The 12,483-nt window shown below is 53.6% G+C and carries 12 protein-coding genes and 1 pseudogene; 4 read left to right on the top strand and 9 right to left on the bottom strand.

Annotated features, from left to right (window positions below):
- Positions 1 to 11: 11 nt before the first annotated feature.
- Together ribF and ACWWFX_RS14010 are read right to left on the bottom strand one after the other, a co-directional pair.
- The gene (gene ribF / locus ACWWFX_RS14015) at positions 12 to 950 is read right to left on the bottom strand and encodes a bifunctional riboflavin kinase/FAD synthetase (RefSeq protein WP_276221946.1); all 939 of its coding nucleotides are present in this window, start codon (positions 948 to 950) and stop codon (positions 12 to 14) included.
- A gap of 7 nt (positions 951 to 957) precedes the next feature.
- Positions 958 to 1,174: pseudogene (locus ACWWFX_RS14010) on the bottom strand (DUF2575 domain-containing protein).
- Positions 1,175 to 1,280: 106 nt separating this feature from the next.
- Between ACWWFX_RS14010 and rpsT the strand changes: the two are divergent.
- On the top strand, positions 1,281 to 1,544 hold the full coding sequence (gene rpsT, locus ACWWFX_RS14005) for a 30S ribosomal protein S20 (RefSeq protein ID WP_041686324.1): 264 nt from the start codon (positions 1,281 to 1,283) through the stop codon (positions 1,542 to 1,544).
- A gap of 64 nt (positions 1,545 to 1,608) precedes the next feature.
- Here rpsT and nhaR read toward each other — a convergent pair whose 3' ends face one another.
- From nhaR to dnaK, 4 genes are all read right to left on the bottom strand, one after another.
- Positions 1,609 to 2,505, bottom strand: coding sequence for a transcriptional activator NhaR (gene nhaR / locus ACWWFX_RS14000; protein ID WP_276221943.1), 897 nt, complete (start codon positions 2,503 to 2,505; stop codon positions 1,609 to 1,611).
- Between the two features lie 71 nt (positions 2,506 to 2,576).
- Complete coding sequence (nhaA, locus tag ACWWFX_RS13995) at positions 2,577 to 3,746, bottom strand: Na+/H+ antiporter NhaA (protein WP_456147105.1); 1,170 nt, start codon at positions 3,744 to 3,746, stop codon at positions 2,577 to 2,579.
- A gap of 203 nt (positions 3,747 to 3,949) precedes the next feature.
- Positions 3,950 to 5,083 (bottom strand): molecular chaperone DnaJ, encoded by a 1,134-nt coding sequence (dnaJ, locus tag ACWWFX_RS13990; RefSeq protein ID WP_015965988.1) that lies wholly within the window; start codon positions 5,081 to 5,083, stop codon positions 3,950 to 3,952.
- A gap of 86 nt (positions 5,084 to 5,169) precedes the next feature.
- Positions 5,170 to 7,092 carry a molecular chaperone DnaK gene (gene dnaK / locus ACWWFX_RS13985; protein WP_276221938.1) on the bottom strand — a complete coding sequence of 641 codons (1,923 nt, stop codon included), beginning with the start codon at positions 7,090 to 7,092 and terminating at the stop codon, positions 5,170 to 5,172.
- Positions 7,093 to 7,466: 374 nt separating this feature from the next.
- On the opposite strand from dnaK, the gene ACWWFX_RS13980 reads away from it, so the two are divergent.
- The 3 genes from ACWWFX_RS13980 (at position 7,467) to satP (ending at position 9,343) form a co-directional block, all read left to right on the top strand.
- The gene (locus ACWWFX_RS13980; protein ID WP_370516875.1) at positions 7,467 to 7,871 is read left to right on the top strand and encodes a DUF2541 family protein; all 405 of its coding nucleotides are present in this window, start codon (positions 7,467 to 7,469) and stop codon (positions 7,869 to 7,871) included.
- 38 nt (positions 7,872 to 7,909) lie between these two features.
- Positions 7,910 to 8,635 (top strand): acidic protein MsyB, encoded by a 726-nt coding sequence (msyB, locus tag ACWWFX_RS13975; RefSeq protein ID WP_276221936.1) that lies wholly within the window; start codon positions 7,910 to 7,912, stop codon positions 8,633 to 8,635.
- A gap of 141 nt (positions 8,636 to 8,776) precedes the next feature.
- Positions 8,777 to 9,343 (top strand): acetate uptake transporter, encoded by a 567-nt coding sequence (satP, locus tag ACWWFX_RS13970; RefSeq protein ID WP_231825430.1) that lies wholly within the window; start codon positions 8,777 to 8,779, stop codon positions 9,341 to 9,343.
- A 41-nt stretch (positions 9,344 to 9,384) separates the two neighbouring features.
- On the opposite strand, the gene ACWWFX_RS13965 is transcribed toward satP, so the two are convergent.
- The 3 genes from ACWWFX_RS13965 to mog form a co-directional block, all read right to left on the bottom strand.
- Positions 9,385 to 10,323 (bottom strand): Rpn family recombination-promoting nuclease/putative transposase, encoded by a 939-nt coding sequence (locus ACWWFX_RS13965; protein WP_473224072.1) that lies wholly within the window; start codon positions 10,321 to 10,323, stop codon positions 9,385 to 9,387.
- A 56-nt stretch (positions 10,324 to 10,379) separates the two neighbouring features.
- Positions 10,380 to 11,693, bottom strand: a complete 1,314-nt coding sequence (locus tag ACWWFX_RS13960; protein WP_473224071.1) for an MFS transporter — start codon at positions 11,691 to 11,693, stop codon at positions 10,380 to 10,382.
- A gap of 102 nt (positions 11,694 to 11,795) precedes the next feature.
- Positions 11,796 to 12,383: a molybdopterin adenylyltransferase gene (gene mog / locus ACWWFX_RS13955; RefSeq protein WP_473224070.1), complete on the bottom strand. Its 588-nt coding sequence runs from the start codon at positions 12,381 to 12,383 to the stop codon at positions 11,796 to 11,798.
- Between the last annotated feature and the right edge of the window lie 100 nt (positions 12,384 to 12,483).

Below are 12,483 nucleotides of genomic sequence, written 5' to 3'. Positions count from 1 at the left end.
GTATTCAGGCATTAAGCCGGTTTTGAAAGCCCAAAAAATTCGCGGGCCGTTAATTCGTCACGCGCGATTTGCGCTTTAAGCTCATCCAGCGACGCGAATCGCTGCTCATTGCGTATTTTTTTACGCAGGATAACGTCTATATGGCGACCGTAGAGGTCCATTACAACGTCCAACAGATGCACTTCCAGTTGCTGGCGCACGCCAGCCACCGTTGGGCGGGTACCGATATTGGCAACGCCGGTATACACTTTGTCGCCAAGCCCCGTCACTTCTACCGCATAAACCCCTTTAACCGGGGAGACCTGACGACGCAGCGGTAAATTCGCCGTCGGGAAACCGATGGTGCGTCCTAACTCATCGCCGTGCACCACGCGTCCGGAGATAGTAAAAGGATGCCCCAGTAAATTTTCAGCCAGTTCGAGCTGGTCATCCGCCAGCGCCTGGCGCACAGCGGTGCTGCTGATGCGTACACCGCCCTCGCAGAAGGTTTGTGTGCTGGTGACATCAAAGCCAAACTCAGCGCCCGCCTTCTGTAATAACAAGAAATCACCCTGACGACCAGCGCCAAAGCGGAAATCATCACCCACAGCCAAAAACTGGACGCCTAAACGCTTCACCAGCAGGGTGCGGATAAAGTCTTGTGCGCTCAGCGCGGCAAAGCGGCGATCAAAACGAAGACAGACGACATAATCAACACCGCTCTCAGCCAAATAGCGCAGCTTTTCACGCAGACGCGTCAGACGCGCGGGGGACTTATCGCCCGCAAACAGCTCCAGCGGCTGCGGTTCGAAAATCATCACCACGACAGGCAGATTACGCGCACGCCCTTCGGCACGCAGACCCTGTAGCAACGCCTGGTGGCCACGATGCACACCGTCGAAATTTCCAATGGTCAGCACACACCCGTGCGGGGCCTGACTGAGATTTTGTATGCCGCGTATCAGCTTCATGTCTGGCTCAAAAGAGTGAAAATCGCCAAAGTATACCTTGTACAGCAAGCGACGTTAACCGGCGATTGCACCTTGTACAGGGAAAGAGACAATGATTTCATCAGCATCACGATAAAAGGCAAGAAAATCTGTGCCGGTCGTGCGAATTTTATGCCGGAAAGGCTGTATTCGTCGCCCACAAGCTGGTAGAATCCTGCGCCATCAATACGTAATGAAGCGTTGATACATTAACGGCGCTTATTTGCACAAATCCATTGACAAAAGAAGGCTAAACGGGCATATTCCTCGGCCTTTGAATTGTCCATATAGAACACATTTGGGAGTTGGACCTTGGCTAATATCAAATCAGCTAAGAAGCGCGCCGTTCAGTCTGAAAAGGCTCGCAAGCACAACGCAAGCCGTCGCTCTATGATGCGTACTTTCATCAAGAAAGTATACGCAGCAATCGAAGCTGGCGACAAAGCTGCTGCAGTTAAAGCATTTAACGAAATGCAACCGATCGTGGACCGTCAGGCTGCTAAAGGTCTGATCCACAAAAACAAAGCTGCGCGTCATAAAGCAAACCTGACCGCTCAGATCAACAAACTGGCTTAATCGCCTGCTTGTTATCGCTTTGTTGAAAAAACCCGCCTCGTGCGGGTTTTTTTACGTCTGCGTTTTATTGCGGAAGCGCAAATAGCGCAGAATAATCCCGGTTACAAATCCGCTGCACCGCCGGATGCTGAATCATTCGCTCAGCAAATATAGCGTGGTACTCCTCCATGACGTTTTCCATCCTGCCAATCTCGATAATGCTCTCGTCGGCAAAGAAATCATGCCCGTAAAGCGTGGGTGCCACGAAAATCGCATTGTGCGCAGAGCCAAACGCTTTCATCAATGCCGCATCGTCAAACTCGCCGAGGATTTCGACCTTCAGCCCCTGGGTGTTAAACCAGTTCAATAGCTTGCGCCCAAGCATCGAGCGGCGACCCGGTATTAGCAAACGACGCTCCTCCAGGCAGGCGGGAAACGATTTTTCCGGCGGCGGATTCATGCACCAAAAACTGACGCCACACTCACCAATCTTCACCGAAAACAGCCCTTCCTGCTGGGTGGAATCGATCGGACAATCGGAGATAATCATATCCAGCTTATGCTGGCTGAGCTGCTCCAGCAGCATCTCATGTGTCGATTCAAAGCAGCGCAGATGGATTTGTTCATCTTCCACGACGGCCGCGTCCAGCACACCGCTAACCAGCCGTTTTGACAGTGCATCCGCCACGCCCACATCAAACAGCAAATTCGACTCTTTGCGGTAGTTGATGATATCGAGCATCTCCTGGCTCAGGGTGAACATCTTATCGGCGTAGCGAAACACCAGTTCACCCAGTTCGCTCGGCTCAATGCCACGCCCTTTGCGTTTGAAAAGCTTGCCCTGTAAACGCTCTTCAAGGGCTTTGATTTGCCCAGTGATGGTCTGCGGCGTCAGGTACAGCGCTTCGGCGGCACCGACAACAGAGCCTTCTTTGTAAACATGCCAGAAGTAGTAGAGATGGTTGTAGTTAATGTGCGACATCTGTGGTTTCCTCCCTGAAATGTTATCGCGCCGGATGGCAACGTAGCCATCCGGCAAATCATTCACGCTAATTATGCCTGCTCCGGCTTCAGATGCATACGCAGCAAACTGTATCCCACGACTGCCGACAGCAGCGAGCCCAGCAGAATGCCCAGTTTCGCCCAGGTGATCAGCTCTGGATCGACCGCGCCAAACGCGAGGCTGGCGATAAAGATAGACATAGTAAAGCCGATACCGCACAGCAAACCAACCGCCATGATCTGCGAGAAGTTTGCCCCTTCCGGCAAACGCGCCAGCTTGAGTTTCAGCGCCAGCCAGCAGAAGAGGGAAATCCCCAGCGGCTTACCGATAAACAGACCGGCGATAATGCCCAGCGGCAGCAGCGAGGTTAACCCTTCCAGCGTCACGCCCTGCAAGGATACGCCCGCATTGGCAAAAGCGAACAGCGGCAGAATCATAAACGCCACCCAGGGGTGCAGCACATGCTCCAGCTGTTTGGCCGGTGATTTACCGTTTTCCGTTTTCAGCGGAATAAAGAAGCCGACAATCACCCCGGCAAGCGTGGCATGCACGCCCGATTTCAGCACCGCTGTCCACAGGATCACGCCCACCAGAATATAGAGCCCGGTGCGACGCACGCCGCTGACGTTGAGAATCGCCAGCGCCGCAATGGCCGCCGCCGCAATCGCCAGGGACAACAGCGACAGGTCATGGGTATAAAACAGCGCAATAATAACGATCGCGCCCAGGTCATCGATAATCGCCAGCGCCATCAGGAAGATTTTTAACGACGCAGGCACGCGACTGCCGAGCAGCGCCAGCACACCTAAGGCAAAAGCGATATCCGTCGCCGCCGGGATCGCCCAACCGCTGCTGGCAATCGGATCCTGGAAGTTGAACGCCAGATAGACCAGCGCCGGCACCACCATACCGCCCAACGCAGCCACTACCGGGAATATCGCCTGCCGACGGGTCGCCAGCGCGCCTTCAACCATCTCGCGCTTGACCTCCAGGCCAATCAGCAGGAAGAAGACCGCCATCAACGCATCGTTGATCCACAGCAGCATGTTTTTATTGATTTCAAGGGCGCCCACTTTCAACTGGACCGGCGTGTCCAGGAACGCATGGTAGAGACCGCTGGTCGCGCCCATATTAGCCAGAAGCATGGCGAGAGTCGCCGCAATAATCAGGATAATCCCGCCAGAAGCATCACTATGAAAGAAACGCTGTAAATGTTTCACTTTTACTCTCTCTTTTACTGCTTATTCATCGATTAAACTAGGGTATCGTGAAAGAAAGATCGGCAAAATCAGTTTATATCTGGATTATAATTCAGTTTTTACGAGGTTTACTTTTACCGGATGCGCTACGCCACTCCGACCTGGCACAAATAAAAAACCCCATGCAGGCACGGGGTTTCAGATTTTGCTGCGCAAGCAGAGCGTTAGCGCGTCAGATCGTCAAAGAACTTTTTCACGCCATCAAAGAAGCTTTTAGAGCGCGGGCTGTTTTTCTCACCCGTCGGGCCACCAAAGCTTTCCTGCAACTCTTTCAGCAACTGTTTCTGCTTGTCGTTCAGGCCAACCGGTGTTTCTACCACTACGCGGCACAGCAGGTCACCCTGCGCACCACCGCGAACAGATTTCACACCTTTCCCGCGCATACGGAACAGTTTGCCGGTTTGGGTTTCACCAGGCACTTTCAGGTTAACGCGACCGTCCAGCGTCGGCACCTCAATTTCGCCGCCCAGCGCCGCCATGGCGAAGTTAATCGGCACTTCACAGTACAGGTTATTGCCTTCACGCTCGAAGATAGCGTGCTGTTTTACCTGAACCTGAACGTACAGATCGCCTGCTGGTGCGCCATGTTCGCCTGCTTCACCTTCGCCAGAAAGGCGAATGCGATCGCCGGTATCCACACCCGCCGGAATTTTAACCGACAGAGTTTTGGTTTTCTCAACGCGACCATGACCGTGACATTTGTTGCACGGATCTTTGATCAACGTACCGCGGCCCTGACAGTGCGGACAGGTCTGCTGTACGGCGAAGAAGCCCTGACGCATCTGCACCTGGCCTGCACCATGACAGGTCGGGCAGGTTTGCGGCTGGGTCCCCGCTTTAGCACCGCTGCCGTGGCAGACGTCACACTCTTCCAGCGTCGGGATACGGATCTCTTTGGTGACACCACGGACCGCTTCTTCAAGGGTCAATTCCATGTTGTAGCGCAGGTCGGCACCGCGTGAAGCACGCTGACGGCCACGACCGCCGCCGAAGATGTCGCCAAATACGTCACCAAAGATATCGCTGAAATCAGCGCCGCCGCCAAAGCCGCCGCCACCGCCCATACCACCCTGTTCAAAGGCAGCATGACCGTACTGGTCGTAGGCCGCACGCTTCTGCGCGTCGGTCAGGATTTCGTAAGCCTCTTTAATTTCTTTAAATTTGGCTTCGGCTTCTTTATCACCCTGGTTGCGGTCCGGGTGATATTTCATGGCCAGGCGCTTGTACGCCTTTTTGATTTCACGCTCTTCCGCTGTTTTGGAAACGCCTAAAATCTCGTAATAGTCTTGCTTTGCCATTGTTTTTTATCTGCCCCTAACATGCATGAACGGGCGGAGAGGAAACCCTCTTCGCCCGTGTCAGTAATTACCCAATCAAAGGGCGATTATTTTTTATCTTTTACTTCTTCGAACTCTGCATCGACAACGTCGTCATCTTTAGCATTGTTCGCGGAAGCGTCAGCGCCTGCTGCGCCAGCCTGCTGCTGTGCATGCTGCTGCTGAGCGATTTCCATCAGTTTCTGGGAAACCTGTGCCAGCGCCTGCATTTTCGCTTCAATGTCGGCTTTATCTTCGCCTTTCAGAGAACCTTCCAGTGCAGTCAGTGCAGACTCGATAGCGGTTTTGTCATCAGCTGGCAACTGGTCGCCTGCTTCTTCAACCTGCTTACGGGTGCTGTGCAGCAGATGGTCACCCTGGTTACGCGTCTGAACCAGTTCTTCGAACTTACGGTCAGATTCGGCATTCGCTTCCGCTTCGCGCACCATTTTCTGGATCTCTTCTTCATTCAGGCCAGAAGAAGCCTTGATGGTGATTTTCTGCTCTTTACCGCTGTTTTTGTCTTTCGCGGAAACGTGCAGGATACCATCAGCATCGATATCGAAGGTGACTTCGATCTGCGGCATGCCGCGCGGTGCCGGGCTGATACCATCCAGGTTGAACTGACCCAGAGATTTGTTATCAGACGCACGTTTACGTTCACCCTGAATCACATGGATGGTTACCGCAGACTGGTTGTCTTCAGCGGTAGAGAACACCTGGCTGTGTTTCGTCGGGATCGTAGTGTTTTTGTTGATGAGCGCAGTCATCACGCCGCCCATGGTTTCGATACCCAGAGACAGCGGGGTAACGTCCAGCAGCAGTACGTCTTTCACTTCACCCGTCAGTACACCACCCTGAACCGCAGCACCGATAGCCACAGCTTCATCCGGGTTCACGTCTTTACGCGGCTCTTTACCAAAGAATTCAGCTACTTTCTTCTGAACCATTGGCATACGCGTCTGACCACCGACCAGGATAACGTCCTGAACGTCGGATACGGACAGGCCAGCATCTTGCAGAGCCACTTTCAGCGGGTCGATAGAACGGTTAACCAGATCTTCAACCAGGCTTTCCAGTTTCGCACGCGTCACTTTAATGTTCATGTGTTTCGGACCGGTCGCATCTGCGGTGATGTACGGCAGGTTCACGTCGGTCTGCTGAGCAGAGGAAAGCTCGATTTTGGCTTTTTCTGCTGCTTCTTTCAGGCGCTGCATGGCCAGCGGGTCGTTACGCAGGTCAATGCCCTGATCTTTCTTAAATTCGTCAACGAGGTAGTTGATCAGACGGGTATCGAAGTCTTCACCACCCAGGTGGGTATCACCGTTGGTTGCCAGAACTTCGAAGGTTTTTTCGCCGTCAACTTCGTCGATTTCGATAATAGAGATATCGAAAGTACCACCACCCAGGTCGTACACCGCGATAGTGCGGTTGCCGACTTCTTTATCCAGGCCGTAAGCCAGTGCGGCAGCGGTCGGTTCGTTGATGATACGTTTTACTTCCAGACCTGCGATACGGCCAGCATCTTTGGTTGCCTGACGCTGAGCATCGTTAAAGTATGCAGGTACGGTGATAACCGCTTCCGTTACCGGTTCACCCAGGTAATCTTCAGCCGTTTTCTTCATTTTTTTCAGCACTTCAGCAGAGATCTGCGGCGGTGCAGTTTTGGTGCCTTTCACATCCAGCCATGCGTCGCCATTGTCTGCGGCAACGATTTTGTACGGCATGATAGAAACGTCACGCTGAACTTCTTCGTCCTGGAAGCGGCGGCCAATCAGGCGTTTAATCGCAAACAGGGTGTTTTGCGGGTTTGTCACTGCCTGACGTTTAGCCGGCTGACCAACCAGAGTTTCACCATCCTGGGTATAAGCAATGATAGAAGGTGTGGTGCGATCGCCCTCGGCGTTCTCCAGCACACGTGCAGTAGTGCCATCCATAATCGCTACACAAGAGTTGGTAGTACCCAGGTCGATACCAATAATTTTACCCATCTAAACGTCTCCACTAAAAATTCGGTCAACATGTGGTTGTGAATCTGTAATAAGGGCGAAACGTGCCGTTTCAACTGCCCTGAATCGTTTTTTTTCAGACTCACCACTGCGGTTGATTACAAGATGGGGTCGTAACCGCATCCATCAAGGGGGAAAGGTAAAAAATTTTTTGTATTGCTAAACAGACGGCGGAAAAAAACGCGATAAACAGAAAGCGATGTTTGCGGGAGTTTATTTATCAAATGAATTAATAACGTCAAAAATATTCATTAACCGATTGATAATAAAAACAAAACAGGCACTAAAAGCTCAACTCCCACTTATTGAAATCATTATCCTGCGAGGAATAAAACCTTTTTATGCCAGGGATAATCATGACGCCATTCACCCATGCCTCCGCCAGCCTGTTATTAAGCCTGCTGCTGGTCAACGCGGCCCACGCCAACGATCACAAGCTGTTGGGCGTGATTGCGCTCCCCCGCAATGAAACCAACGATCTGACACTCAAGTTACCCGTTTGCCGGGTCGTAAAGCGTATCCAAATCACCGTCGACCACGGTGATGCGCAGCTCAGCGGCGCATCCGTCTACTTTAAAGCGGCCAAAAGCGCCAGCCAGAGTTTATCTGTGCCATCCGAACTGAAAGAAGGCGTCACGACAGAGTGGATCAATATTAACAGCGACAATGACAACAAACGCTGCGTGTCAAAAATCACCTTCTCCGGCCATACGGTGAACTCCTCCGATATGGCGACGCTGAAAATCATCGGCGATGACTAACATCGTCTGTCCTCCACATACTAAATAGTCAGCAATTTATGAACGTCCCCTATCTCAACGATGACGATCTGCAGTTTCTTCAACACTGTAGCGAGGAGCAACTGGAAAGCTTTGCCCGGTTGCTAACCCATAATGAAAAAGGTAAACGCCGTTTATCCAGCGGCCTGTTGCATAACGAACTGTTTATGGCGATGGACGGCCATCCGGCGCGACATCGGCAAAACTGGCAATTAATTGCCGGTGAACTCCAGCATTTTGGCGGAGACAGCATCGCCAATAAATTTCGCGGGCACGGGAAGCTGTATCGCGCAATTCTGGTAGACGTCGCTAAGCGATTGAGTCTGAAACCGGACAAAACCATGTCCACCTGGGAAATTGAGCATGAACTGCTGGCCCATTTTATCCGCAGCTGCTGGAAAAAAATGACCGACGCACAGAAGGGACGCTTTCTGGAAGCCGTAGAATGCAGAGTTCATGAGCTTGAAACCCTGTTACCACAGCTTATCCAGTCACCGAAGCTGGCGCACGGGGTTTCACACCTGTTAGGGGATCAACTCGGCCATATTTTGCGTACTCATGCCGCCGTCAGCGTCATTGGCCACGGCATGATGCGCGGTGCGGGTCTTGGAGGCCCGGTCGGCGCGGCAGTCAACGGCGTAAAAGCCATGAGCGGCAGCGCTTATCGGGTGACGATCCCCGCCGTATTGCGCATCGCCTGCCTGCGGCGAATCATCGAAAACGCGCGGTTAAGCGCGCATCAATGATAAAAGGGGGAAATATTTCATTTTCCCCTGATCAGATCATAGACAGCCACACTTCGCCTGATTATTATGCCGCGCCCCGCTGCCTGTATCGTTGCGCGGGAAAATTATTTCACCATTTAATGATGATTTTTTTGAGGAATTATGGGCAACACTAAGTTGGCTAATCCGGCTCCGCTGGGTCTGATGGGTTTCGGCATGACCACTATTTTGCTGAACCTGCACAATATTGGGCTTTTCCCGATGGATGGCATCATCCTGGCGATGGGCATTTTTTACGGCGGTATCGCGCAAATTTTTGCCGGCCTGCTGGAATTTAAAAAAGGCAATACCTTCGGTTTAACCGCCTTTACCTCTTACGGTTCCTTCTGGCTGACGCTGGTCGCGATTCTGCTGCTGCCGAAAATGGGTCTGGCCGATGCGGCTGACGCTCATTTCCTGGGTGTGTACCTGGGCCTGTGGGGCGTCTTCACCCTGTTCATGTTCTTCGGTACGCTGAAAGGCGCGCGCGCGTTGCAGTTCGTCTTCCTGAGCCTGACCGTACTGTTTGCCCTGCTGGCAATCGGCCACCTGGTGGATAATGAAAGCATCGTTCATGTTGCAGGCTGGATTGGCCTGGTGTGTGGCGCCAGCGCCATCTACCTGGCGATGGGTGAAGTGCTGAACGAACAGTTTGGCCGCACCGTACTGCCGATTGGTGAATCTCACTAATCGTTGTGGCTCCTGCCTGCGGGCAGGAGCGATATCCGACATCAGCGCGCCAGCGTTTCCAGCATCTCTTCCGAAAGCCCCGTCAGCTGTAAAATCTGTAGCCGATCGATACCGCTTGCGATCATCGCCTGAGCGATTTTGAACGTGGCTTCTTCACGGCCTTTTTCCAGGCCTTGCACCAGACCTTGTTCAATTCCTTGTTCAAGCCCCTGCGCAAGACCTTCCTGTCTCAGTTCCTCAGCCAATGTCATGATAACCTCTCCCTGCTGCGATACGCCTTCCGCCAGTTCGCGAAAAAATGCGCTTTTATCTTCGGTGAAACCGACCTGTAGGATATACGTCAGCGCGGTTCGCAGCTGACTATCCGAAGTGTATCCCGCCTGTAAAAGCTTGACCAGCGATGCCGTCAGGGCCATGAGATCGCGCTGACGGATATGCTTTTGCAGGAACTCAAGAATCGCGATCCGCCGATGGGTAAGAATCGCGTCATCCGGGACTTCGGTAATATCAACTAACGGAAAGGGAGCCGTGTAGATCCGCTTTGCCAGCTCCGCATCGGAAAATGCATCAAACCAGCACATCGAGTAGGGATAAGGCCGCGTCGCGCCGTGGTAGAACAGAATCGGTACAACCACCGGCAACGTTTCATGACCCGCTTCAACATGGCGCTGCATCGCCGCCAGCGAGTAACGCATCAGCCGTTGGGTCATCTGTTTATCCGGTTTACTTTGATGCTCAATCAACGCATACAGGTAGCCTTTTTGCTGGTTCATCTGCACCGACCACAGCACATCGGAATAGCGGGCGCGTAAGTCGTCTTCAATAAAGTTACCGGACTCCAGCTGGAGCGTACTTAAATCACACATCGCGCGTACATCTTGCGGAAGATGAATATCCAGAAAATCGCGCGCCGCATCGGGCTGTGTCATCACCTGGCGAAAAAAGGCATCGTGCGGCCCTGCTGAGACTTTCCCTGTCATCGTTTCCTCCTGATAAGCCGATTCGCGGCGCAGTATTACTCCGCCGCGCGTGCCTGTCAGGAATGCGTATCTAATCTGGAAGCCTGCTCGTAATTACCCTCCTCCTGCGCATCCTGGCGCAACGCTATCCCCAGAACCAGCCCCAGTAGCGACAACGCCAGTACGTACCATGCCGGAGCCAGCGGCGAGACGCTCATCAGTAACGTCACCACCACAGGCGTCAGGCCGCCAAAGATGGCGTACGAGACGTTATACGAAAAGGAGATCCCGCTAAAACGCACCGCCGGAGGAAACGCGCGCACCATGACGTAAGGCACCGCGCCGACCACGCCGACGCACAAACCGACCAGCCCATAAAGCCCAAACAGATGCACCACACTGAGCCCGGCAAAATGATAGAAAATCCAGCTGGAGCCCCCCAGCAGCAGGCTGCCGAGGATAAAGGTGCGACTGGCTCCCCATCGGTCCGCCGCCAGACCGGCGAGCAGACAACCGATGCAAAGCATCACGGTCGCCAGACTGTTAGCCTGAAGCGTCAGGGCAGGTGCAAAGCCGTAGTGCTTTTGCAGCCAGACCGGCGACATCAGGATCACCACCACAATCCCGGCGGAGAGCAGCCAGGTCAGCAGCATCGATACCACCACGGCTTTCCGGTGGCGGACCACCACAGCCTTCACCGGCAGTTCCTGCGCCAGCGTCTTACGCTGCTGCATTTCGAGAAAAATGGGCGTCTCCTGCAACCAGCGCCGCAGGTACATCGCCACCAGGCCAAATGCGCCGCCCAGCAGGAACGGAATTCGCCAGCCACCATCGTGAATTGTTTGCGTCGTCATATTGGTGTTAATTAACGTCGCCACCACGGAGCCAAGTAAAATGCCAACCGTCAGCCCTGCCGTCAGCGTTCCGCAGGCGATACCAATACGCCGCGCAGGTACATGTTCCGCGACAAACACCCACGCCCCCGGCACTTCGCCGCCAATAGCCGCCCCCTGAAGAATGCGCATCAACAACAGAAGCAACGGCGCGGCAAGCCCGGCGCTGGCGTAGGTGGGCAGCAGGCCCATCGCCAGCGTTGGCAGGGCCATCAGCAGAATACTCAGGGTAAACATCTTCTTACGCCCGACAATGTCACCGAAATGCGCCATCACAATGCCGCCCAGCGGGCGCGCCAGATACCCCGCCGCGAAGATACCAAAGGTTTGCACCTGGCGTAGCCATTCGGGGATATCAGCCGGGAAGAAAAGCTCGCCAATGACGGCAGCGAAGAAGACGAAAATGATGAAATCGTAAAACTCCAGCGCCCCGCCGAGCGCGGCGAGCGTCAGGGTTTTATAATCCTGTCGATTGAGAGGTCGTGCGTAGTGTGACATGAAACCTTCGCCCCTTACGGCATATGTAAACTAAAAGTTAATATACCGTAAGGAAATTGCCACTCCAGCGGAGCGGAAGGTTATCTCATGAATGCGTTACTTTCAGGCGTTCGTTTCGCGACGCGCGCTTTTCGGGCGAAAAGCTGCTACCACCTGGCTGTCGGTTTCAATGTACGGCCCTTCCAGCAGCTGTATACAGTAGGGCACGCTGGCAAAGATACCGTTGACCAACACTTTTCCTTCCGCGTCTTTAACGCCTTCCAGCGTTTCCTCAATCGCTTTCGGCTGACCCGGCAGATTAAGGATTAACGCCTGTTTGCGGATCACGCCAACCTGGCGGGAGAGGATTGCGGTAGGCACAAAGTGCAGGCTCACCTGACGCATTTGTTCGCCAAAGCCCGGCATCACCCGGTCGGCAATCGCCAGCGTGGCATCCGGCGTGACGTCGCGACGCGCCGGACCCGTACCGCCAGTCGTCAGCACCAGATGACAGCTCATTTCATCCACCAGCTCGCACAGGGTTTGCTCAATGATAGGTTGTTCATCGGGGATCAGGCGCGTCTGGAGATCAAAAGGGGTGGTCAGCGTTTTGCCGAGCCACGCTTCGAGGGCCGGGATACCTTTATCCTGATAAACGCCGCTGGATGCGCGGTCAGAGATTGACACCAGGCCGATACGTAAAGTGTTCATAGTCATTCCGTTCAAACTTGTACTGTTAGGCGAAATGATACACGGGAATAACGGGCGATCGCATGACACAGATAAAAAAATAACCCGCCTTCATAACGAA

The organism is Pseudocitrobacter sp. 2023LY-00077 (assembly GCF_055796175.1).
The sequence above is the reverse complement of the archived record's forward strand: the minus strand, read 5'-3'. Positions and strand labels throughout refer to the sequence as shown.

Excerpts from the sequence above, each read along its gene's own strand:
- mog (WP_473224070.1), bottom strand. The coding sequence starts at position 12,383 with ATGAACACTTTACGTATCGGCCTGGTGTCAATCTCTGACCGCGCATCC.
- dnaJ (WP_015965988.1), bottom strand. The coding sequence starts at position 5,083 with ATGGCAAAGCAAGACTATTACGAGATTTTAGGCGTTTCCAAAACAGCG.
- ACWWFX_RS13980 (WP_370516875.1), top strand. The coding sequence starts at position 7,467 with ATGACGCCATTCACCCATGCCTCCGCCAGCCTGTTATTAAGCCTGCTG.
- dnaK (WP_276221938.1), bottom strand. The coding sequence starts at position 7,092 with ATGGGTAAAATTATTGGTATCGACCTGGGTACTACCAACTCTTGTGTA.
- msyB (WP_276221936.1), top strand. The coding sequence starts at position 7,910 with ATGAACGTCCCCTATCTCAACGATGACGATCTGCAGTTTCTTCAACAC.
- satP (WP_231825430.1), top strand. The coding sequence starts at position 8,777 with ATGGGCAACACTAAGTTGGCTAATCCGGCTCCGCTGGGTCTGATGGGT.
- ribF (WP_276221946.1), bottom strand. The coding sequence starts at position 950 with ATGAAGCTGATACGCGGCATACAAAATCTCAGTCAGGCCCCGCACGGG.
- ACWWFX_RS13960 (WP_473224071.1), bottom strand. The coding sequence starts at position 11,693 with ATGTCACACTACGCACGACCTCTCAATCGACAGGATTATAAAACCCTG.
- ACWWFX_RS13965 (WP_473224072.1), bottom strand. The coding sequence starts at position 10,323 with ATGACAGGGAAAGTCTCAGCAGGGCCGCACGATGCCTTTTTTCGCCAG.
- nhaR (WP_276221943.1), bottom strand. The coding sequence starts at position 2,505 with ATGTCGCACATTAACTACAACCATCTCTACTACTTCTGGCATGTTTAC.